Genomic DNA, 22,206 nt, shown 5'->3' with positions numbered 1-22,206 from the left:
CGCCTGGAGGAAAGCATGGGCGCAGCACGCAAGATCGATATCCACGGCGAGAAGGGCGGCAGCAGCAAGCCGAAGTCACCGACCGAAGCCCGGGACAGCCTGCGTTCTACGAACCTGGCGAAGCTGCTGATCGCTGTAGGGGAGGGTGAATTCGAAGGCGTGCCGACGGCGGCCGACATCTACCTGGATAACACGCCGATCAAAGACGCCAGCGGCAACGTCAACTTCCCGAACGTGAAATGGGACTGGCGCTCGGGCTCGGTCGATCAGACCTACATCCCGGGAATTCCGTCGGTCGAGAATGAGACCTCGCTGAACATCGAGCTGCGCAGCGATGCGCCGTGGGTCCGGTCGGTCACGAACATCCAACTCTCTGCGGTGCGCCTGCGGTTCGCCTGGCCCGCGCTTCAGCGCCAGGATGATCAAGGCAACATTGGCGGCTACCGGATCGAGTACGCTATCGACGTGTCCACCGACGGCGGGCCTTATCAGCAGGTTCTCGCCGATGCCGTTGATGGGAAGACTACCACCCGTTACGAGCGCTCGAACCGCGTTGACCTGCCGGAGGCCACCACTGGCTGGCTGATCCGCGTCCGCCGCCTGACACCCAACCAGAACAGCAACAAGATCGCAGACACCATGTTGATCGCCGGTTTCACTGAGGTGATCGACGCAAAGCTTCGCTACCCGAACACTGCGCTCCTGTACATTGAGTTCGATGCCGAGCAGTTCACCAACATCCCGGCCGTCACCGTGAAATGCAAGGCCCGGAAGTGGCAGGTCCCGAGCAACTACGACCCAATCGCCCGCACCTACACCGGCACTTGGGACGGCAGCATGAAGCTGGCTTGGACGAATAACCCTGCCTGGATCACGTACGGGATTTGCACCGAGGATCGTTTCGGCCTGGGCAAGCGCATCAAGACGTTTATGGTCGACAAGTGGGAGCTGTACCGGATCGCGCAGTATTGCGACCAGCTTGTTCCGAATGGCCTGGGCGGTACCGAGCCGCGCTTCCTCTGCGACATGAACCTGCAAGGCAAGGCCGACGCCTGGACGCTGCTGCGCGATATTTCTGGCATCTATCGCGGGATGACCTACTGGGCCCAGGGCCAGTTGATCATGCAGGCCGACATGCCTCGCGCCCAGGACTTCGACTACGTCTTCACCCGGGCAAACGTCATTGATGGGAAGTTCTCCTACGGGAGCGCCTCGGCCAAGACCCGGTACACCCGGGCCCTGATCAGCTACGACAACCCGGCCAACAACTTCGACACCGACGTCATTCCGTTTTCGGACCTGGACCTCCAGCGCCGCTATGGCGACCGGCCAACCGAGCTGAGCGCCATCGGCTGCACGCGTGCCTCCGAGGCCCAGCGCCGGGGCAAGTGGGCGATCCTCAGCAACAACCTGGACCGGACCGTTACCTTCAAGACCGGCATGGAGGGCGTGATCCCGCTACCGGGACACATTATCCCCGTGGCGGACTCGCTGCTGGCCGGCCGGGAAATTGGCGGCCGTATCTCAGCAGCGGCCGGTCGCGTTGTAACCCTTGATCGCGACACCCTGGCGAAGGCGGGCGATCGGCTGATCATCAATCTCCCCGGCGGGCGCGCCGAAGGCCGCACCGTGCAGAGTGTCGCCGGTCGGGCGGTGACCGTCACGGTGGCCTACAGCGAGATGCCTCGGGCACAGCTTCAATGGGCGCTCGATGCCGATGATCTGGCGATTCCGCTTTATCGCGTGCTGAGGACAAAGCGCACCACCGAGGGTGACTTCGAAATCAGCGCCCTGCAGTACGAGCCGAGCAAGTTCGCCTTTATCGATACCGGCGCCCGACTGGAAGAGCGTCCAATCAGCGCAATACCGATCAGCGTGGTCCCGGCGCCTGCGAGCGTCACGCTGACGTCGAACTCTGTCGTCTCCCAGGGGTTGGCTGTCGCCACTATGACAATCACCTGGCCCGCCGTTGAGGGGGCTGTGGCGTATGACGTCGAATGGCGCAAGGACAGCGGCAACTGGATCAAGGTCCAGCGCGCCGGCACGACCAGCGTAGACGTAGAGGGCATCTATGCGGGTGCCTACGTGGCTCGCGTGCGTGCGGTGAGCGCTTTCGACATCTCGTCGATTTGGCGTAACTCGATATTGACCAACCTCTCGGGCAAGGAGGGCTTGCCGCCTGCGGTTTCGTTCCTGACGGCAACTCCGTTGCTGTTCGGCATCTACCTCAAGTGGGGTTTCCCCGCTGGCGCCGAAGATACACAGCGCACGGAGATCTGGTACGGCCCAACCACCGATCAGGAGGCATCGACCAAACTAACCGATTTGGCGTACCCGCAAAGCGATTTCTCCCTGCTTGGTCTGGCCGCCGGGGTGACGTTCTATTTCTGGGCGCGTCTGGTGGATCGGATCGGTAACATTGGGCCGTGGTATCCGGTAGGGATTGGCGTCCAAGGCCAGTCCAGCGCTGAGGCTGGGCCAATCCTCGACCTGATCGCCGGCCAGATTGGCGAAACCGAGCTCAGCGACCAGTTGCGCGAGGAGATCAATAAGATCCCGGGTCTTCAGGATCAGATCGACAACATCGCGGATGCACTGGAATACGACCCAACGGAAACCTACCTACAGGGCGACACCGTACGGGTTGGCCGCAGGCTGTACCAGGCCGAGCAGGATGTGCCCCTCGACACGCCGCCCCCGAACCCGACTTACTGGGTCGACATTGGGCAAGTGCTGGAGGAAGCGAACGCCCTGGCGGCGCAGGTCTCGAAGAACACGCTCGACATTGAGATTCATGAGGATCAGATCACGGCCCAGGCCACGAAACTGGACGGCGTGTACATTCAGGTCAACCCCGCGCTCGCGGGCGACACTGATGGCTTCGCCGGCTCGGACCAGGTCTACGTTGGCGTTTGGTCGGAGCAATCGGCACGCCTAGAAGACGGGGCCGCAACGGCCAAGCGGATAGACACCGTTCAGGCCGAAGTGAACGAGACAAGCGCAACCGTTCAGACCGTAAGCCAGGCCGTTGCAACGCTGGACGGCCAAGCATCGGCGATGTGGTCGGTAAAAATGCAACTGAACGCGAACGGCCAGTATGTCGCGGCGGGAATCGGCCTCGGGATCGAGAACGTCGGCGGAACGCTGCAAAGCCAGTTCCTGGTCAGCGCCGACCGGTTCGCCATCGTCAACACCATTGCCGGAGGCGCCATCTCGGCACCGTTCGCGGTGCAGGGCGGCCAGGTGTTCATGAACTCGGCGTTCATCCAGGACGGCACTATTACAAACGCCAAGATTGGCGGGGCACTGCAATCCACGGACTACATCGCAAATACCCAAGGTTGGATGCTGCCTCGCTCCGGACCGTGGCAAATGAACGGTACCAACGGTGCAGGCCGCCTTCAGATATCCAATACAGCCATCCAGCTCTACCACGCCAACGGCGTGCTGGGCATCGACATAAGCCTTTGATATGACTGGACTCACTGTAAAGAATGCCGCTGACGCCGTTATGGTCGACATGACGATGAAAATCAGCCAGCGGCAAGGCTATCTCGATACAGGCTCTGTGGATGGATCGGCAGCCTTGCCAGCGCTACCACCAGGGAAAACCCGCTTTTACATAGTTGTTCCGTTGGTTGATTTGCAGCTGGAAAAAGGAAAGAAACCAGGCATCACGATCACAGGTAATTCGATGACCTGGGTTTATTCCTACGCCACTAATGGCTGGGGGTATTTCTCTGCAAACTGCCGTATTTACTATGGGTACTACTGATGAAAGTGACGAAAGAAACGGGAGAGCTTCTGTTTGATACTGATTTAATCTGCTACGGGCTGGTCAAGAGTGGGTATCTGGCCTATCAGCAGACTTGGAGTCGGAGGACGTTAAGGTCGGCTCAGCTTGATCCCAACAACGGCGCTAATTGGTTTCCCGTCACTGTCACGTATGACCCTGCTCACAAAACAGACTCCCTTTATGGTTTTACCTTGCATAACGCGAGATCGCCCATCGTTTTTTTGGTTGGATCTGGATGTCTTAATGGGACATCATTGTCAGGCAATGCAATAACCTTTCTGTTTTCTAATGCCGATGCGTCGACAAAATTTTATTGCTTTGACTTAATGGCGGATAATATCCTTGGGTCCCCCTACATGAAGACACGGAATGTTAATGGAGAGATAACTTTCAATTCGTTGCAGCCTCCGCTGAATGTTGTTTATGCAATCCAAGCTCCTGCACCACCAGCTCCTTCAAATGGGCGGTACGGGTTCACTTATGCTGGTGGATATAATTACAACCTAAACAGCGGTCCTATTAACGAGTACAACCTTTCTCGATTAGTATCTAGGATCGATATACCGTTGGCGGCGGGTTACGAGTACGCGGCATATCTGCCTTGGAGTAGATCCGTGGGTATATATGATGCGTCTGATCTAGGTGGGTTCCCGGCCTACGCCCAATATGGCGGAGCGGAGGGGGCGTTTGGTGGCGTTGGTAGTATGTCTTTTATCTTTGGTGCGAGCGCAGGAACCACTACCTCAAGGCCTCAAACCTCCAATACCTATTTCTTCAGCCTGCCTGTAGATCGGTTTCCCGTCGCCTTAGTTATCCGGACCAACAATCTTCCATTTCCGTACAACTGATGCACTTAGCCTGCTCGCTTCGATTGTTTCAATCGTGAAAGCAGATTATTTTCGATTTTATTTGGTAACTATATATGTCCAAACAGGTCATTAACCTTGGCACTGCTCCTACAGGCGTGGGCGGCGATACACCACGAAGTGCTTTTACCAAGGCGCAAAGTAATTTCGATGAGCTTTATGCGGCGCTAGGCGCTTCCGGCTCTCCGGCCGCACTTCCTGCCGTAATTCCCATCGCAAAAGGAGGGACCGGCAATGCTACCGGAACCGCGACAAAGCTTGCCGCTGCTGCGATGGTCGGCACGGTCAGTCAATCAGGCGGGGTTCCGACGGGGGCTATTATTGAGCGCGGAAGCAACACCAACGGGAGTTTCGTTAAATTTGCTGATGGCACCATGATTTGTTGGCATCTCGCCTCACTGGGTTCAATTCCTGTAACAAACGCTGCCGGAGGAGTCGTTTATTCTGTCGCGCAATTAGGCCTGCCCTTTCCGTTCCCTTTTGCGGGAAGTCCATCTGTTCTAATATCATCGATTTCCAGCGGTGGCCTTTCTTGGATATCAATGGGATCTGCGCTCCCAACTTCGTCATCGACTCAAAACTATTTTGTGCTGGCTCCAGTCGCAGCTACTATAGCGATCACTGTCATGATGATCGCAACAGGGAGGTGGTTTTGATGAGAATTATATTGAGCCCTCAACGTCGTGATGAACCGTTCGAGGTGGTTAAAAATGGAGATGTTTTAACTGTTAACGGCGAAACCTTTGACTTTTCAAGAATTAGTGAAGGCGATACGTTGCCGCGTGATGCAATTTTGTCAATATGGTTTCCCGGTAATGTCGACAGGGTTAATGGAGAACTGACCTTAACTTTGTTGTTCCCGAACCCGTGGAACTATAGCCAAGAGCAAGCATTTCCAGTTCCATTGGAAAACGTTCCTGATGGGCCGGTTGTTTTCCCAGGTCCATTGCCAGAACCAGAAAACACGGAGGTGGCTTGATGAATATCGACTGGTTACAACTCATCACCAAGGCCATGAAGGACGCCGCAGCGGCTGCCGCACAGCTGGCCGCTGCGAAACTGGATCTGTCAGCCAGGAACAACAAGGCGGCCGAGCAGATCGCACGCATCCAGGACCGGATCGATACGATCGGTTTCGGCATCGAGATCGGCGAGGCCACGCCAGAAGAAGAGGCGGAGCAGGCCGCATTGCTGCTCAACCTTAAGGCCTGGAAAACCTACAAGTACGCCCTGGGCAAGGTCACGGTTCAGCCGACTTGGTATCAGGCGCCGGTCTGGCCGGTTGAGCCGCCAATTCCTGAAATCATCGCCGCGCCGATGCTGGGCTCCGCCGAAACCATCTAGCCCGAAACTGCTACCGCAACCCGCCATCGAGCGGGATTTTTTTTGCCTGGAGAAAAAGCTATGACCGCAACCGAGAAGGATCGCGACATCCTCGCGCGCACGCTGTGGGGTGAAGCCCGTGGCGAGAGTTTCGCCGGGCAGGTGGCCGTGGCCTGCGTGATCCGCAACCGCGTGAACGATGGAAAGGATAAGTCCTGGTGGGGCGAGGGCTACGCCGGTGTGTGCCTGAAGCCGTACCAGTTCAGCTGCTGGAACAAGAACGACCCGAATTATCCCTACCTGAGCGGCGCCAAGGAGATCCCGCCGAAGCAGTTCGCCCAGGCGCAGCGGGCGGCGGACCTGGTGATCTCTGGTGGTGAGCCCGACATCACCCACGGCGCGACCCACTATTACGCGACCACGATGCCGAAGCCGCCGGCATGGGCCAAGGACGCAACCCAGACGTTCCGCCTCGGGCACCACATCTTCTTCAAGGACGTGCCATGAATCCCGCCAGCCTCAAACTGCTGATCGCCGGTGTGGCCGTTGCGTTGATACTGGCGATCAGCGCGACGTGGAAGATCCAGGATTGGAGGTATGGCGGTCGGCTGGCTGAGCAGGCGGGACTGCACCAGTCCGACCTGGACAAGATCAGCAGCGCGGCCACCGCCCAGGCCCAGGTCGAGCAAAGCAAGCGCCTGGCTCTGGAGCAGCAGTTGTCTGCCAGCGAACAAACTCACTATAAGGAGCTGAGCAATGCCCAGCGTGATCAAGATCGCCTGCGCGATCGCCTTGCCACTGCTGATGTCCGGCTGTCAGTCCTCCTTGCCGAGGATCCAGCCAGTTGCAACGCAGTGCCTGCCACCGCCGGCGCCGGCGGCGTGGTTCATGGAAGAGCAAGAGCCCAACTTGACCCAGCGCATGCTCAACGAATTATCGCCGTCACCGACGCCGGCGACCGGGGGCTGATCGCGCTGCGGGCGTGCCAGGCCTACGCTAAAGAAGTGAGTCGGCGATAGGCCTGATCAGCTCCGGGCCCTGGTTGCGAACATTGCCAATGGCGCGGTCCACCTTGAACCACTCGAAGGCCTCGGCCGGTTCGCCCTGGTGCAGAGCTATTTGCTCGGCGCGTTCCTTCGGCGTGGCCGGGTCAAGCCATTCCCGGGCAAGCTCTGGCGTCAGCACCACGGGGCGGCGGTCGTGGATGTCGACCATGCCGCCCGCGCTGTCGGCGGTGATGATGACGAAGCCGTCGTGCTCGCCCGGCTCCCGGCCGGCGGTGGGGAACTGGCCAATGGCTGCGCATAGGACTGGTGCCTGGTCCCGCCGACGGATCAGGTAGGGTTGCTTCTTAGGACCACCCTCGTCGACCCATTCAAACCAGTTGTTGATCGGCGTGATGGCGCGGTTCGGCCAGATCGGCCGGTAGAACGGGCCGTGGGCGACTTTCTCAACCCGGGCGTTGATAGGTGCAGCGCGATCCTTGGCCCAGTGCGGTCGCCAGCCCCATCGCACCAGGTCAGCATGCAGTGTTTCGTCTTCCTGATGGAGCAGGGCAAGCTGTTGCGACGGCGCGCCGTTGTACCGGCCCAGGGGCTGATCACCAATTGTGCTGATCAGGGCGTCGGGCATGAGGCTCAGTACAGCCACGAAGTCGTGGATTCCGGTGTATTGGGAGAGTCGTCCGCACATATAAACCCCTCAGGTGATCCGATTCACTCATTGCCCGAGTATCACATCAGGAAGGCTGTCGCCCTCATATACCTTCAGTCGATTGTATAACTCGGCAATCAAGGCGCTCTGGCCTGCAATCTTCGACCTCGCCGCGTTCGTTAAGGTCGTGTGCTCCAGATAATGGTCGCTCAGAGTCTTCTCCACCGCCTTCAGCTTAGCTCGAAGCTTCGCGCATTCTTTGGCTTCAGCGGCGTGCATTTCGATCAAGCCGAAAATGTCCTGACGCGCTTTACGCAACTGGGTAGTGAGTTCCTGCACCTCGTTCTCTAGCATGAGGCAAGAGTGCTTGTACATTTCCAGGGGGGTGGGGGTGCCCAGCCAGTCGCTGGTGTCTTCGATTTCATACGGGTCCATGACCATGCCTTGCTTATACTGTTTGGATATACAGTAATCGAGGCGCGATGATCTGGGCGAGGGCGAGGCGACGAGCTGTAGGGTTTGGATTGTGTTCGGTGGCAGGACGCCGGGGAGGGGTGCGCAAAACCTCCTCTGGAGGCCGCGTGTTTTCGTTTGCGTAACCACAAAAAAATGGATATTTTGGGGCTCAGGAAATGGCGTGTTTTCCTTTTAAAACAATTGTTTGGGCTGCTACAGTCCCCAGCATGGGGTGCTAGGGGTCGAGTGTTCGAATCACTCCGTCCCGACCATACAATCCAAAAGGGTTGCGAGATTTAATTTCGCGACCCTTTTTTATGGTTGTTCCCAACCCCTCAATACAACGGCTTCAGATGAATCTCAGGCCATGCGTGATAAGCCTAGACGCCCACCCTGGACCAGAACTCTTCCGCGGATTGGCTGAGTGGCGCCGTCGGGCGGGTCAGGTGAATTTCCAGAGGGATATCCCAACTCTCGTCCAATGCCCTGACTAAGCGCCCGTCCAGTATCTCCTGCTCGGTGAGGCTTTTGGGTAGCCATGCGACTCCTTTGCTTTCCAGCGCCATCGACATCAGCACCGCCGCGAGGTGGCTGCTGAAGAGGGGCTTGAGGTGGAGGTAGTCTTCCTTGCCCTGCAATCGATGAGCAACGATGCGCCCCAATCCTGATTCATGGGTGTAGGCGAGGTAGGGCAATGCCGCTGGGGTGGTGCCAAAGTTGGCAGAAGCACTCGCCAGGGGAACCAGGACGTCTTCGCCAACTTTTTTACCCGTGAACTGGTCAGGCGCCAGCAACGGAGGAACGTCGGGATGACGGTGACAGAGTAGAAACTGAACCTGTCCGTGTATCAGCATTTGCTCACAGACGGCCATGCTACCTGAATGCAACTGCACGGCCTCGATGGGGGCGCCGTGTTCTGCGCCGCGAAGCCATCTTGGGAAAAAGGTAAACGACAGGGAATGGGTTGCAGCGAACTGCAGTGATCTGGCGGCCATTCCCGCCACTTCCTGAGCCTCGTTGCGCATTCGGTACAAGCGCCGCGCGGCTTCCTGGGCGCTCGGCAATATTTGCCTCCCCGCTTCGGTAAGCGTCGCGCCATGAGGCGTGCGGATGAACAGCTGTACGCCCATCCAATTTTCCAACGAGCGCACTCTGCGACTGAACGCTGGCTGAGTGACGTGCCGCGCTTCAGCCGCCCGAACAAAGCTCCCATATTCCGCGAGTGCTGAAAGGTCTTCGAGCCAAACGAGTTCCAAGGGCCATGCCTCCTGTGCATAGGGTGCGGCATTAATAGCATTGGGCGGGAAAGATCGCAAAGCCTAACGTGGGGCTACAAACAACAAGAGGAACCCCTCATGCGCATCGTCGATATTCGTGAAAAAACCGTTTCCATTGCGTCCCCAATCGCCAACGCCTACATCGACTTCTCCAAAATGACCTGCTCGGTCGTCGCTGTGGTCACGGATGTGATTCGCGATGGCAAACCCGTGATCGGATACGGTTTCAACTCCAATGGCCGCTACGGCCAGGGTGCCCTGATGCGTGATCGTTTCCTGGCGCGTGTCACCGAAGCTGAGCCCGACTCCCTTGTCGATCATGAAAACGACAACCTGGATCCGTTCGCGATCTGGAAGACCCTGATGACTAACGAGAAGCCAGGCGGACACGGAGAGCGCTCCGTCGCAGTTGGCACCATCGACATGGCCGTATGGGATGCCGTCGCCAAGATTGAAGGCAAACCGCTCTATCGTCTGCTGGCTGACCGCTACCGCAATGGCGTGGCGGATGACAAGGTCTGGGTCTATGCAGCGGGTGGCTACTACTACCCTGGCAAGGATCAGACAAAGCTCAAGGCGGAAATGCAGAGCTATCTGGATCGTGGCTACGATGTGGTCAAGATGAAGATCGGTGCGGTGCCACTGGACGAAGACATCCGTCGCATCGAAGCGGTACTTGAAGTGGTGGGGGACGGTCGTCGATTGGCGGTCGACGCCAATGGTCGCTTCGATCTTCAGACGGGTATCGCTTACGCGGAAGCCATCAAAAAGTACAACCTCTTCTGGTACGAAGAGGTCGGCGATCCGCTTGACTACGCATTGCAGGCTGAGCTGGCCAACCACTATGAATTGCCCATGGCCACCGGTGAAAACCTGTTCTCCCACCAGGATGCTCGCAACTTGTTGCGCCACGGTGGCATGCGGCCCGATCGCGACTTCCTCCAATTCGACTGCGCACTGTCTTATGGCCTCGTGGAATACCTGCGCACCCTTGAAGTCATGGAAGAGCTGGGCTGGTCTTCCCGTCGCGTAGTGCCCCATGGCGGTCACCAGATGTCCCTGAACATCGCAGCCGGCCTGCACCTGGGCGGTAACGAATCATACCCAGACGTGTTCCAGCCATTCGGTGGATTCGCCGATGGGATCAAGGTGGAAAACGGCTACGTCGGTCTGCCGGATATTCCGGGTGTGGGATTCGAAGCCAAGTCTGCCTTGTATGCAGTCATGCGTGAGCTGGGCGAAGGCTGATCACCCTCAAGCTGCGGCCTGCGAGAGCAGGCCGCAGAACCAGGCGCCACCCACCGGCGCCAGCCCACAGCCCATCACAAAAATAAAATGAGGTGCTTCCGTGGAAAATTCCAAGTCCCGCTGGTATAGCCAGCTGTACGTGCAAGTGCTGATCGGTATCGTGATCGGCGCAGCAATCGGTTACTTCGTTCCTGATATCGGAGCCAAGCTCCAACCCTTTGCCGATGGCTTCATCAAACTGATAAAGATGCTATTGGCACCCATTATTTTCGGCACTGTCGTGGTCGGCATAGCGAAGATGGGCAACATCAAGGAAGTCGGTCGGATCGGTGTGAAGGCATTGATCTACTTCGAAATCCTGTCCACCATTGCTCTGGTTGTCGGTCTTATCGTCGTCAACATCGTGAAGCCTGGCGTGGGTATGAACATCAATGCCAGCGCGCTTGATGCAAGTGCTATTGGCAAATACAGCCAAGTTGCGAATGAACAGGGCGGCACCGTTGAGTTCTTCCTCAATATCATCCCGCAGACTTTCATTGGTGCGTTCTCCAATGGCGTCATGCTTCAGGTCATCCTGCTTTCGGTATTGATGGGAGTTGCCCTGGTTCAAATGGGCGAAACCAGCAAGCCGTTGATCAATACCATTGACCTGTTCTTGCAAGGCCTCTTCAAAATAGTTGCGATGGTCATGCGCTTGGCGCCGATTGGTGCTGGGGCCGGTATGGCATTCACTATCGGCAAATACGGAATTGGGACCTTGTTCTCACTCGGACAACTGCTTGTCGCGCTCTATGTCACGACGTTGATATTCATCGTGGTCGTGCTGGGTACGGTGGCGAGATGGTCGGGCATGCCGCTGCTGCAATTTCTGCGTTATTTCAAGGATGAAATCCTCATCACGCTGGGCACCTGTTCAACCGAGGCTGTGTTGCCGCGAATGATGGTGAAGCTTGAAAAGCTTGGCTGCAAAAAATCAGTAGTGGGGATGGTGCTGCCTACGGGATATACCTTCAACGCTGACGGCACTTGTATCTATCTCACCATGGCCGCCATTTTTATTGCCCAAGCCACCAATACGCCGCTGACTTTCGTGGACCAGATGATCCTGCTTGGCGTGTTCCTGCTGACGTCCAAAGGCTCGGCTGGCGTGGCGGGCGCTGGGTTTGTGACATTGGCGGCAACGCTCACGACCATCCACTCCATCCCGTTGGTAGGCCTCGTTTTGCTCTTGGGGATTGACCGGTTCCTGAACGAAGCGCGGGCTGTGACCAACCTCATTGGCAACGGCATCGGCACCATCGCCATTGCCAAGTGGGACAACTCTTTCGACGTCGAGGCCTGCGAGCGTGAAATCGCCGCAATGAAGCAAGACAAGGCTGCGAGAAAGGCATTGTTGGCGCAAAAATAATCGATAAGGCCTCCGGTCATTCCGCTTCAGCGGCATGACCGGCTCTGGCCTCCAGGCTTCGTTCCAATGAGGCCATCCGCGTCATTTGCCCCCCGTCACATCAAGAAATGTCCCGGTCACAAACGACGCCTCCGCGCTGGCCAGCCATAGAATGGCCCGCGCCACTTCCTCCGGCTGACCGCCACGCCCCATGGGGATGGAATCCTTGACCCGATCGACCCGTCCCGGCTCGCCGCCGCTGGCATGCATTTCGGTGTAGATATGCCCGGGGCGGATGCAGTTGACGCGTATGCCTTCTCGGGCCACCTCTTTGGCGAACCCGATGGTGAACGTCTCCAATGCTCCCTTTGATGCCGCATAGTCGACGTATTCATTGGGGCTGCCGAGGCGCGCCGATGCCGAGGAGATATTGATCACGACTCCGCCGGGGCCGTTGTGCCGGTGGGACATGCGTTTCACTGCCTGCTGGGCGCAGAGAATCGGGCCGATGGAATTGACTGCGAAGATGCGCTGCATGCGTTCGAAGCCGAGGTCCTCCAGGCGTGACTGAGCCGACAGCACCCCGGCGTTATTGACCAGGACGTCGATGCGTCCGAACGAGCGGTCGATGGCTGCGAATAGATCGGCGACCTGCTTCGGGTCCGAGCTGTCGGCGCGCATGGCCAGCGCGCGCCGTCCAAATGCCTCCACATCCGCCACCACGGTCAGTGCCGCGGTCTCGTTGGCGATATAGCTGATGGCGACGTCGTAGCCTTGTGCGGCGGCCAGCCGCGCGGTGGCGGCACCCACGCCGCGGCTTCCACCGGTTATCAGGATCAAGGGCGCCTGCGGGATGTCAGCCATTGGGAATATTCTCCTGGGCAGTTGATGGGTCAGCCGATGATGAAGGTGCCGCTGGCGATCACGATGCACGCCAAGACCCGGCGGGCGGTGAGCGTCTCGCCAAGAAACAGGTAGCCGATCAATACCGCGAACAACACGCTGGTCTCGCGCAATGCCGATACCGCGCCCAGAGGCGCTTCGTTCATGGCGTAGATGACAATTGCATAGGCGATCAGCGAGACCAGCCCGCCGACCGACGCGGCGAGTATCCCGGGCCGGACGGAGAATAAGCTGCGGGCGTCGCGCAGGCCGATGTACACGAGAGGCATCAGCACACCCCACGCGGCGCACATCCACACCGTGTAGGCGAGCGGCGCGCCGGAAAGCCTGGCGCCCATGCCGTCGACGACGCTATAGGCCGCGATGAAGCAACCCGTTCCCAGCGCATAGGGCAGGCTGGGAACCGACAGGCTGCGTCCACGGAAGGCCAGGGAAATGATGCCGCCGGACACCAGGCCGATACCGAGCAGCTCACCAGGGGTAATGTTTTCTCCGGCAAAGATCGCCGCCCCCAGGGTGATCAACGCCGGTGATGATCCGCGGGAAATCGGATAGATCTGCCCCAGGTCGCCGACCCGGTAGCTGCGCACCAGAAACAAGTTGTAGCCAACGTGCAGCAACGCCGAAAGCAACCCATAGCCCCAGCTGGCCGGTGCCGGTGGCACCATGAATATCGCGGCGATGGCACAGACGATGGCGATGACGATACACATGACCGTCATTGACCAGAGTCGATCGGCGCCGCCACGCAGCAAGGCATTCCAGCTGGCATGCAGGAGCGCGGCGAAAAGGACCAGCAGGACGATATGGGTAGGCATGGTCGCCATTCTAGGCAGCGCGACGGCCGGGCGACAGAGAAGTCTCCTCATTGGTTCATGAGCAAAATCTCATGTATCAGTCGTAGACGTGTTGAACCTTCAACGCCTCGCTGGCCAGCCATTGGCGGAAGCTGACGATGTGCGGTTGCGATTCGATGCCCTTGGGACAGACAAAATAATAGGCAAGCGGTGACGCAAACGGCACATCGAACAGCCGCACCAGGCGGCCGTCGCTGATTTCGGTTTCAACGTGGCCGCTACGCACCAAGGCAACACCTTGGCCGAGCAACGCGGCTTCCACTGTCATGTTGGTGTCGCCGAACCTGACGCTCTCCTTGAGCGGCGACAATTCCAACCCAACCTTCTGAAACCAGTCCTCCCATTTTGGTACCAGCTCGGCGCCGTCACGGGTCAGCAGCGGGTAATGCAGCAGTTCGGCGGGGCTGTGTGGCATGCCCAAGCGCTGCAGCAGATCGGGGCTCGCCACCGGAAACACCTGCTCGCCGAACAGGAATTCCGAATACAGGCCGGGATAGTTGCCTTTGCCAAGCCGGATCGCAACATCGGCTTGGGCGTTGGAGAAATGGATGATCTTATCGGTGGTGTCCAGCGCGACCAACAGTTCCGGATAATGGCGGGAAAGCCCCGGCAAGCGCGGCAGCAGCCATTTCAGCGCGAAGGAGTACGTGGTGCTGACTTCGAGCCTGACCCTGCCTTTCTGCTCGCGCAGATCGCCCAGGGTCGCTTCCAGGCTCATGAAAAATTCCCGCACGATGGGCGCCAGCGTAGCCCCCGCTGCCGTGAGGGTCAGTGACTTGCCACGCTCGAACAACTGCAACCCCCAAAGCGCCTCCAGGTGCTTGAGCTGGTGACTGACTGCGCTCTGCGTCACGTGCAGCTCCTGCGCGGCCGCGGTGAACGTGGGGTGTCGGGTTGCGACTTCAAAGGCACGCAATGTGGCGGTCGGCGGCAGGTTTCTCATGTATAGGTATCCCGGCGATTCGGCGCAAAAGCAAATCATGAACATTAGCTCATGATATAGCCAGGCCTGGAGTCGGGGGCGCTTTCTACGCGATGGTCCGATGGGTAGGCAATGATTGCGGTTCAGGTATTCAGCTATGAATGGGCAAGCTCACCCCAAAAGCCACAAAAAAGCCACCGCAGACTTTGTTGAACCGGCGCCCGGTTCGAGCCAGCCAAGGCCTGGCCCGGTGAGCTGCGCTGGCGACAAAGTATTCAACGATGAATTCGACCACGGCGTAAGTCAGCGCAATGGTGAGTGTCTGCGCAATGATATTGCGGTGCGGATCAAGGAAGGGCGGGATGAACGCGGTGAACAGCAGCAGCGCCTTGGGATTGGAGATGGCCGATACCAAGCCTTGGCGGAACAGCGACCACCGTCGAAAGCCTTCGTTACTCGTCGCGTCGAGACTGACGGGCGGGGATCGCCACAGACCGAAGCCCAACCAGATCAGGTAGAGCCCGCCAACGATCTTCAGTGCCGTGAACCAAGTGGCGGATGCCTGGATCAGCGCACCCAGCCCCAATGCGCAAAGCGAAAGCACGACTGAAAAGCCGAGTACGCCGCCTGCGATAGTGAACAACGTCTTGCGGGTTCCATGGATTGCCCCATGGGTAAGCGCCAACAACGCATTGGGGCCTGGCGCTACCGCAATGCCGCAGCAGGTGAGCAGATAGAGCAACCAAGTCTCAAATGGCATGATCCAGTCCAGGTGTGGTGATCCCGAGCACATCCTGCGGGTGAACAGCGATCATGGAAAGCGCTTAATCCACTTCACCGCCATTTGGCTAACCGATAGAGGGAACCGCGGCGGCGCAGCGGTGACCTTGGAACCGTCAGGCCTTGTACCGCTCAGCCACCGCCGATTGCTTGATCTGCCCCAGCAACCCTTGGCGCGCGGCCTGCAACGCATCCCAGCGAGCGCCGTCCTGCAGTGGCGGAATGGTCACCGGTTCGCGACGATCGAAGCCGATCAGCGCCGCGTCGACCAGATCGTCCACTTCCATGATTTCACTCAGCGTATTGACGTCGATGCCCGCGCGTTCCCAGATTTCGGTCCGGGTAGCCGCCGGCAGGACGGCTTGGACGTAGACGCCCTTGGGGTTGAGTTCGAGGCTGAGCCCCTGGGAGAGGAACAACACGAATGCCTTGGTCGCGCCATATACCGACATGCCGAATTCCGGCGCCAAGCCGACCACCGAGCCAATATTGATGATCGCGCCGTCGCCGGCCTTTGCCAGGCGTGGAGCGACGGCGCTGGCGAGCCGTACCAACGCGGTGGTGTTGAGCGAAACCAGGTGCGCGACGCTGTCGGTGGTCTGTTCGATAAAACTGCCGGATTGGGCCGCGCCCGCGTTGTTGATCAGGATGCCGATACGGTCGTCATCTCGCAGGCGCGCTTCGACCCGGTTCAAGTCAGCGGATTGGGTGAGGTCGGCCTGGAGCACATCGACGGTAATATGGTGTTCGTTGCGCAGCTCGGTTGCCAATGCTTCCAGCCGGGCGTTGTCACGGGCCACCAGCACGAGATCGTGGCCGCGTTGGGCAAAGCGCTTGGCATAGACAGCGCCGATACCGGTGGAAGCGCCAGTGATGAGGACGGTTTTGCGAGTGGTCATGGTGTCGGTCTCTTCAGGGATTAAGACGTGCGATCAACGGCGGGGTTTTTCGCCGCCGTTGGCGGTCCACATCGAGCTTAGGGGGGGCGTGTGGGTTGGTTGTTAGGATGATGACCGAAATCTAAGATGTCAATGAATTTGATTATGGTCGGCATCTATGTATGATGCGAGGCATGATTCGAGCGGTACGAGGTGATGAAAAATGAGAGTGACTAAGGCTCAGGCACAGGCAAACCGGCAACATATCGTCGAGACGGCGTCTGTTCTGTTTCGTGAACGTGGCTTTGACGGCATCGGTGTGGCGGACCTGATGGCCGCCGCCGGCTTCACTCACGGTGGTTTCTACAAGCATTTCGGTTCGAAAGCCGACCTGATGGCGGAAGCCGCCGCAGACAGTCTTTCGCGCTCGTTGACCAGCGCAAGCAAACTGGATGTCGCGGGTTTTTTCGCCATGTATGTCTCGCGCGAGCACCGCGATGCGCGGGGCAACGGCTGCACGATGGCGGCATTGTGCGGCGACGCGGCGCGTCAGGACGATGAGGTGAAAACCACGTTTGCCACTGGATTGGAGGGCACCCTGGCTGCACTGGAGGAAAAGCTCGGGGCGACAGAAGAAGGGGGCCGGGCAGCGATGATCAACCTGTTCGCCCAGGCCGTCGGCGCAGTCATGCTGTCGCGGGCCTGTCCGGATGATGCTCCGTTGGCGGATGAGATACTGCAAGTCTGCCGTGATCGGATCCTGGCGTTATTGCCCGCGTCCGAACCCGTGTAAAGCCAGCGGTAGCGCAATGCGCTACCGCTGGCCGGATCAGAAAATGAACTTGAACAAGGCTATGACCACGATCAGGCCGATCAGGAAAATGATCCCAACGGTACCACCAAGAAATTTCAACATAGGAACGCTCTCATCGGATGGGCTTAGTTTTCTAGACCCTTGGCGCGCGCGCGCGGTTCGTTAAATTTTCGCAATGAATCGATGCTATGAGGGGCAGGGCTGTCAGTGCACCGCGAGGGACCTCGGGATGGAAACGTGTTCGAATTTCGAAACGGTCTTGATCCAGTAGCGCCGGTATTCGGTCTTGTCCGGTGCCAGTGGTTTATGGCTTGACCAAGGGTGTTCCGCCTTCAGACTGGCTCGATAAGCTTCCCATTCCTTCTGCTCGGCCACTTCCCGGGCCTTGGTTCGGTCATCGAACCAACCCAGGACGTACGCATCGCTCTGGTCCGTACCGCTCGCTATCAGCAGATATATGTCTGTCATTACCGGTTCCCGCCGCCATCCAGCTACCCAGTCGCTGGGCTCTTGTCATGGGTATCGGCCGCAGGCCCGGTTTTTTAAGCAGATTGATAAAAAACGGGTCGAGGCGCCACCGATCAAACATCCTTCGTTTGGGCCAGATGTGTCATCAGCCGTTCGCGAAAACGCCTGACACTTTGCCGCTCAGACGTCCGGCCCAACGGGCCCAGGAGGCAGAGCTTGGCATCAGTGCGTAAGAGGGTTGGGGTGGGACGGACCAGGTTGCTCGTCTGCAAGTGATCGCCGAGCAACCGCGACCGGGCCAGGGCGACACTTTGGGCGACCCATGACTTGCTCTCATTGGTCCTTTCGCGACCTCGGGGAGAGGAGGGAACGGCTCGTCAATCAAATGTACTTAGGTGTACATTTAGCGGTCATCCGAGTACATTCGCGTTACGTATGTTCAATAAGGTGGATGCAAGATGCCCCAGGTGGGAAAGGCGCGTGGCAAGGCCCAGGACGCAGGTTGGCGAGGGTCGCCCGAAGGGTGGCTGGAAGCGGCCTATGAGGCTTTGAAGGAGTCCGGCATCGATGCGGTCCGGGTCATGCCGTTGGCCAAACGCCTAGGTTTGTCACGCACCAGCTTCTATTGGTTTTTCGAGGATCGCGAACAGTTGCTGGCGGCCTTGCTGTCGCGCTGGCGCGAAACCAACACCGGGGGTTTGATCCGGCAAAGCGAAAGCTACGCCGAGAGCATCTCCGAGGCGATCCTGAATGTTTTTGAATGTTGGCTCAATCCGCGATTGTTCGATTCTCAGTTTGAATTTGCGGTGCGCAGTTGGGCGCTCCAGTCCGCAGACGTCGCGCAACAGGTCGCCATTGTCGACGAGCAACGTATGGGCGCCCTGGCAAGCATGTTCAAGCGCTTCGGCTACGACAGCCAGGGGGCCGACGCACGGGCTCGGACGATTTATCTGACGCAGATCGGCTACATCACCATGAACACCAGCGAGCTGATCACCGTGCGCTTCCAGCGCATCCCGCATTACGTGAGCATTTTCACCGGCAAGGTGCCCAAGCAGCGTGAGCTGGATCGGTTTTATGGCAAATTCGGCTATGCCGAAAAAGAGTCAGGGGTGTTCGTGCCGCTGATGGAAACCTTTGAAGAAACGGCTGAAAAATGAATGAAGTGACGCTGGGAATCGTCGGCGGAACGGGGTGGTTGGGCGCGGCGATTGCCAAGGCCGTGTTGGCGAAGGCCTGGTTGCCGGCGGGTAATCTGATTATTTCCAATCGCTCAGGTGCCCATCCATTGGCGAAGCAAGGCGTTTGCCTGGTCACCGATAACCAGGCACTGGCGGATCGCAGCGACGTCATCATCATCGCAGTAAGACCCGAGCAATTCGCCAGCCTGACCCTCGACGCATCGGGCAAGACGGTGATCTCATTGATGGCCGGGATCACGGCGCAGGCAATCGCCGCACGGACCTTGGCCTCAAGAGTCGTGCGGGCGATGCCCAACGCGGCGGTGGAAATCGGGCAGTCCTTTACGCCTTGGTATTGCGCTGGCGCGGTGGAACCGATGACGAAGACCCTCATTCAGCAGTTGTTCGAATGCGTGGGCACTGCTGCAGAGGTCCAGCAGGAAGACTTTATCGATTATCTCTCCGCGCTTTCGGGCACCGGCCCGGCCTTTCCTGCCTTGTTGATGACAGCGTTGGCGAATCAGGCGATGGCAGCCGGTATCCCCGGCGAGATTGCGCAGCTTGCCGCAAGCAATGTCGTGATCAACAGCAGCCAGTTGCTGGCCACCCGCGACGCCCAGCAAATGATCGATACTCTGGTTGCCTACCGCGGCGTGACAGCCGCCGCCTTGCAATCGATGACCCAGGGGCATTTCGAGGCGCAGGTGGGAAGGGCATTGCAAGCGGGCGCCGCCGTGGCGCGCAAAGGGCTTCAAGCCTGACCCCAAGAGTCCCGCGTCCGCAAAACCCTTATGGGAGCGAGCTTGCTCGCGATGACGGCAGCCGGTCCTACATCCCTGTGACTGAGGCACCGCTATCGGGAGCAAGCTCGCTCCCACTTCAGTTTTCAGCAATTGAAAAGATCATGTTGGGCACGACTTCAGATGTCCTTGACCAGCCGCAGCGCATCATAGATGGCCGCGTGGGTATTACGCGCCGACACCGCGTCGCCGATCCGGAACAACTGGAAGCGGCCCTCGGGGTTGGTCACGATGTTCTGGGGGTTCCCTGCGATCAGGTTGTGCTGTTCGACCGCGCCGTTGTTGCTCGAATATGGGCGCAGTTCGAAGTACAGATCGTCCAGCGGCAGGGTGCCATGGTTGACCACCACCTGATCGACCACGCGCTGCTTGTGCACCTGGCCGTAATCGCTACCGAAGTGGGCAACCAGCTGCCCGTCGCGTTGCTCCACCGAGTCGACCCGATACGTGACCGTGAACGTGACGTTCAGGTCTTGCAGGCTGCGCATGTACGGCACCAGGTTCATCGCCATCACCTCCGGCGAAAACGACCGGTCCGGCGTGACGATCTCCAGTTTCGCGCCGCTGTTGGCGATGACCTCGGCGGCCTGGAGCGCCGCGTGGTCGCCGGCGTCATCGAAGATCAGCACGTTCTGGCCAGGCTTGACATCGCCGCAGATGATGTCCCAGGTCGACACCACCAGCTCATTGCCTAGCTTGAGCACCTCGGTATGGGGCAAGCCGCCTGTGGCAACGATCACCACATCCGGTTCTTCGGCCAGGACCGTCTCGGCTTCGGCCCAGGTGTTGAAGTGGAACCTTACGCCCAGCCGTTCGCACTGCGTCATGCGCCAATCGATGATGCTGATCATCTCGCGCCGCCGTTCGCTTTGCGCGGTCAAGCGGATCTGCCCCCCGGGCTGATCCGCCACTTCGAACACCGTGACGTCATGGCCGCGTTCGCCGGCCACCCGTGCTGCTTCCAAGCCCGCCGGGCCGGTGCCGATCACCACCACCTTGCGCTTGACCGATGCCTTGGGAATCTCATGGGGCATGGTGGTTTCGCGGCCGGTGGCGGCGTTGTGGATGCAGTACGCCGCGCCGCCCTGATAGATACGGTCCAGGCAGTAGTTGGCGCCAACGCAAGGACGGATCTCTTCTTCACGTTTTTCGATGATCTTGCGCACGATGTGCGGGTCGGTCATGTGGGCGCGGGTCATGCCGATCATGTCCACCTTGCCAGAGGCGATGGCGTGTCGCGCCGTGGCGACGTCCGGAATCTTGGCCGCATGGAACGTCGGGAAACCGGTTGCCGAGCGGATCTCCCCGGCAAAATCCAGGTGCGGCGAGTTGCGCATGCCCTGGATCGGTATCACGTCGGTGAGGCCCGCATCGGTATCGATATGACCGCGCACGACGTTTAGGAAATCCACCAGGCCGCTGTCCTTGAGCATGTGGGAAATCTGGATGCCGTCGCTGAAACCAAAACCGCCGGGAAGATCCTCGTCGCCGGTGTAGCGCACACCAAGGAGGAAGTCCTCGCCGCAACGCTGGCGGATACCGCGCAACACATCGAAGGTAAAGCGCATTCGGTTTTCCAGGGAACCGCCGTAGGGCCCATCAAGCTCATTGGTCAGTGGCGACCAGAATTGATCCATGAGGTGCCCGTAGGCCTGCAACTCCAGGCCATCAAGTCCCGCGGCTTTCATGCGCTCGGCGGCATCGACGTAATCCTTGATGATGCGGTCGATGTCCCAGTCTTCCAGCTTTTTCGGAAACGCCCGGTGGGACGCTTCGCGGCGATGGGACGGCGAGACAACCGGCAGCCAGTCGGCCTTGTCCCAGCGCGTGCGGCGTCCCAGGTGGGTGAGCTGGATCATCACCGCCGCGCCGTGTTCGTGGCACTCATCGGTCAGGTCTTTCATCCATTTGACCACTTCGTCCTTGTACGCCAGCACGTTGTTGAATACCGGCGGGCTATCCCGAGAAACGGCAGCGGAGCCGGCAGTCATGGTCAGCGCCACGCCGGCCTTCGCCCGCTCGACATGATAGGCACGGTACAGATCCTTCGGCATGCCATCGACGGGATACGCGGGCTCATGCGAGGTGGTCATGATCCGATTCTTGAGCGTCAGATGCTTGATTTTGTAGGGCAGCAGCAGAGGATCGCTGGACATGGTGTTGCTCCGGGAACAGAACATCAGGCTGGGTTTTGACATAACGGTATGTTGAATGTTCAGGTGTGTCAACGAGTGAGACACAGGTGTACATTTTTCTTGCGTGGCAGGAAAACCAGGATTACCATCCAGTCGAAACAGGGGGATTCGGCACGTGCGGCCGCTCGCCTGCATCAGCGTGGTGGCGCGATGGGTGCCTCCCGCGCAGCGGTGGATTCAGGGTTTGCCCCCAACGGTCTGGAGGCTGGGCGGATTACCTGCTGAGGGCGGATTCGTTCGAGGCTTTGCCGGCACGCGAGAAAGCGCTGTGAATGAGCCGGTCATTGCGGTTGGAAACGCCAAAGGGCGGAGGAGGGCCGAAAACACAAGTCCCTGTATTTTGATAACTAGAACTCACCGGATGGCCGCTTGCGGTCGTGATGGAAAATGAATGCTTCTGCT

The 22,206-nt window shown here is 58.9% G+C and carries 24 protein-coding genes; 13 read left to right on the top strand and 11 right to left on the bottom strand.

The window, feature by feature from the left end:
* Window positions 1–15: 15 nt before the first annotated feature.
* The 8 genes from DOCECA_RS12415 (at window position 16) to DOCECA_RS12380 (ending at window position 7,004) form a co-directional block, all read left to right on the top strand.
* A complete protein-coding gene (locus tag DOCECA_RS12415) occupies window positions 16–3,471 on the top strand; it encodes a host specificity protein J (protein ID WP_445572075.1) in 3,456 nt (1,151 codons plus the stop codon).
* 1 nt (window position 3,472) lies between these two features.
* Entirely contained in the window at window positions 3,473–3,775 is a 303-nt protein-coding gene (locus DOCECA_RS12410; RefSeq protein WP_445572074.1) for a hypothetical protein, read from the top strand.
* Window positions 3,775–4,644, top strand: coding sequence for a hypothetical protein (locus tag DOCECA_RS12405; protein ID WP_445572073.1), 870 nt, complete (start codon window positions 3,775–3,777; stop codon window positions 4,642–4,644). The genes DOCECA_RS12410 and DOCECA_RS12405 overlap by 1 nt, the downstream gene beginning before the upstream one ends.
* A 74-nt stretch (window positions 4,645–4,718) precedes the next feature.
* A complete protein-coding gene (locus DOCECA_RS12400; protein ID WP_445572072.1) occupies window positions 4,719–5,318 on the top strand; it encodes a hypothetical protein in 600 nt (199 codons plus the stop codon).
* Window positions 5,318–5,641, top strand: coding sequence for a hypothetical protein (locus DOCECA_RS12395; RefSeq protein WP_445572071.1), 324 nt, complete (start codon window positions 5,318–5,320; stop codon window positions 5,639–5,641). Before DOCECA_RS12400 ends, DOCECA_RS12395 begins: the two co-directional genes overlap by 1 nt.
* The gene (locus DOCECA_RS12390) at window positions 5,638–6,006 is read left to right on the top strand and encodes a phage tail protein (protein ID WP_445572070.1); all 369 of its coding nucleotides are present in this window, start codon (window positions 5,638–5,640) and stop codon (window positions 6,004–6,006) included. Before DOCECA_RS12395 ends, DOCECA_RS12390 begins: the two co-directional genes overlap by 4 nt.
* Before the next feature lie 60 nt (window positions 6,007–6,066).
* A complete protein-coding gene (locus tag DOCECA_RS12385; RefSeq protein ID WP_445572165.1) occupies window positions 6,067–6,492 on the top strand; it encodes a cell wall hydrolase in 426 nt (141 codons plus the stop codon).
* Entirely contained in the window at window positions 6,489–7,004 is a 516-nt protein-coding gene (locus DOCECA_RS12380) for a lysis system i-spanin subunit Rz (protein ID WP_445572069.1), read from the top strand. Before DOCECA_RS12385 ends, DOCECA_RS12380 begins: the two co-directional genes overlap by 4 nt.
* Here the strand turns inward: DOCECA_RS12380 and DOCECA_RS12375 are convergent.
* The 3 genes from DOCECA_RS12375 to DOCECA_RS12365 all read right to left on the bottom strand — a co-directional run bounded on the left by DOCECA_RS12375 (window position 6,982) and on the right by DOCECA_RS12365 (window position 9,350).
* Window positions 6,982–7,677, bottom strand: coding sequence for an SOS response-associated peptidase family protein (locus DOCECA_RS12375; RefSeq protein ID WP_445572068.1), 696 nt, complete (start codon window positions 7,675–7,677; stop codon window positions 6,982–6,984). The two genes, DOCECA_RS12380 and DOCECA_RS12375, sit on opposite strands and share 23 nt — an antisense overlap.
* Before the next feature lie 27 nt (window positions 7,678–7,704).
* Window positions 7,705–8,073, bottom strand: a complete 369-nt coding sequence (locus tag DOCECA_RS12370) for a hypothetical protein (RefSeq protein WP_434676245.1) — start codon at window positions 8,071–8,073, stop codon at window positions 7,705–7,707.
* A 401-nt stretch (window positions 8,074–8,474) separates the two neighbouring features.
* Window positions 8,475–9,350, bottom strand: coding sequence for a LysR family transcriptional regulator (locus tag DOCECA_RS12365; RefSeq protein WP_434648193.1), 876 nt, complete (start codon window positions 9,348–9,350; stop codon window positions 8,475–8,477).
* A gap of 99 nt (window positions 9,351–9,449) precedes the next feature.
* Between DOCECA_RS12365 and DOCECA_RS12360 the strand changes: the two genes are divergently transcribed.
* Window positions 9,450–10,619 carry a mandelate racemase/muconate lactonizing enzyme family protein gene (locus DOCECA_RS12360; protein ID WP_434648191.1) on the top strand — a complete coding sequence of 390 codons (1,170 nt, stop codon included), beginning with the start codon at window positions 9,450–9,452 and terminating at the stop codon, window positions 10,617–10,619.
* A gap of 100 nt (window positions 10,620–10,719) precedes the next feature.
* Complete coding sequence (gene dctA / locus DOCECA_RS12355; RefSeq protein WP_434559639.1) at window positions 10,720–12,027, top strand: C4-dicarboxylate transporter DctA; 1,308 nt, start codon at window positions 10,720–10,722, stop codon at window positions 12,025–12,027.
* A gap of 81 nt (window positions 12,028–12,108) precedes the next feature.
* Here the strand turns inward: dctA and DOCECA_RS12350 are convergent, their stop codons facing one another.
* From DOCECA_RS12350 to DOCECA_RS12330, 5 genes are all read right to left on the bottom strand, one after another.
* Complete coding sequence (locus DOCECA_RS12350) at window positions 12,109–12,870, bottom strand: SDR family oxidoreductase (protein ID WP_445572067.1); 762 nt, start codon at window positions 12,868–12,870, stop codon at window positions 12,109–12,111.
* A 29-nt stretch (window positions 12,871–12,899) separates the two neighbouring features.
* Entirely contained in the window at window positions 12,900–13,727 is an 828-nt protein-coding gene (locus DOCECA_RS12345; RefSeq protein ID WP_445572066.1) for an EamA family transporter, read from the bottom strand.
* Between the two features lie 76 nt (window positions 13,728–13,803).
* Complete coding sequence (gene gcvA / locus DOCECA_RS12340) at window positions 13,804–14,709, bottom strand: transcriptional regulator GcvA (protein ID WP_445572065.1); 906 nt, start codon at window positions 14,707–14,709, stop codon at window positions 13,804–13,806.
* A 130-nt stretch (window positions 14,710–14,839) separates the two neighbouring features.
* On the bottom strand, window positions 14,840–15,448 hold the full coding sequence (locus DOCECA_RS12335; protein ID WP_445572064.1) for a LysE family translocator: 609 nt from the start codon (window positions 15,446–15,448) through the stop codon (window positions 14,840–14,842).
* A gap of 136 nt (window positions 15,449–15,584) precedes the next feature.
* Entirely contained in the window at window positions 15,585–16,367 is a 783-nt protein-coding gene (locus DOCECA_RS12330) for an SDR family NAD(P)-dependent oxidoreductase (RefSeq protein WP_434606603.1), read from the bottom strand.
* A gap of 202 nt (window positions 16,368–16,569) precedes the next feature.
* On the opposite strand from DOCECA_RS12330, the gene DOCECA_RS12325 reads away from it, so the two are divergent.
* A complete protein-coding gene (locus DOCECA_RS12325) occupies window positions 16,570–17,139 on the top strand; it encodes a TetR family transcriptional regulator (RefSeq protein ID WP_434606601.1) in 570 nt (189 codons plus the stop codon).
* 36 nt (window positions 17,140–17,175) lie between these two features.
* Here the strand turns inward: DOCECA_RS12325 and DOCECA_RS12320 are convergent, their stop codons facing one another.
* Window positions 17,176–17,262 (bottom strand): hypothetical protein, encoded by an 87-nt coding sequence (locus tag DOCECA_RS12320; RefSeq protein WP_442087941.1) that lies wholly within the window; start codon window positions 17,260–17,262, stop codon window positions 17,176–17,178.
* Between the two features lie 102 nt (window positions 17,263–17,364).
* Window positions 17,365–17,628: a hypothetical protein gene (locus DOCECA_RS12315; RefSeq protein ID WP_420765848.1), complete on the bottom strand. Its 264-nt coding sequence runs from the start codon at window positions 17,626–17,628 to the stop codon at window positions 17,365–17,367.
* Window positions 17,629–18,086: 458 nt separating this feature from the next.
* On the opposite strand from DOCECA_RS12315, the gene DOCECA_RS12310 reads away from it, so the two are divergent.
* A complete protein-coding gene (locus tag DOCECA_RS12310) occupies window positions 18,087–18,788 on the top strand; it encodes a TetR/AcrR family transcriptional regulator (protein WP_434606598.1) in 702 nt (233 codons plus the stop codon).
* Window positions 18,785–19,570, top strand: coding sequence for a pyrroline-5-carboxylate reductase family protein (locus DOCECA_RS12305; RefSeq protein ID WP_434648185.1), 786 nt, complete (start codon window positions 18,785–18,787; stop codon window positions 19,568–19,570). The genes DOCECA_RS12310 and DOCECA_RS12305 overlap by 4 nt, the downstream gene beginning before the upstream one ends.
* Before the next feature lie 158 nt (window positions 19,571–19,728).
* On the opposite strand, the gene DOCECA_RS12300 is transcribed toward DOCECA_RS12305, so the two are convergent.
* On the bottom strand, window positions 19,729–21,765 hold the full coding sequence (locus DOCECA_RS12300; RefSeq protein WP_445572063.1) for an oxidoreductase: 2,037 nt from the start codon (window positions 21,763–21,765) through the stop codon (window positions 19,729–19,731).
* Window positions 21,766–22,206: the final 441 nt, after the last annotated feature.

It is taken from the genome of Pseudomonas sp. E102 (genome assembly GCF_052660185.1).
Note: the sequence above shows the minus strand (reverse complement) of the source record. Positions and strands in the feature narration are given on the sequence as shown.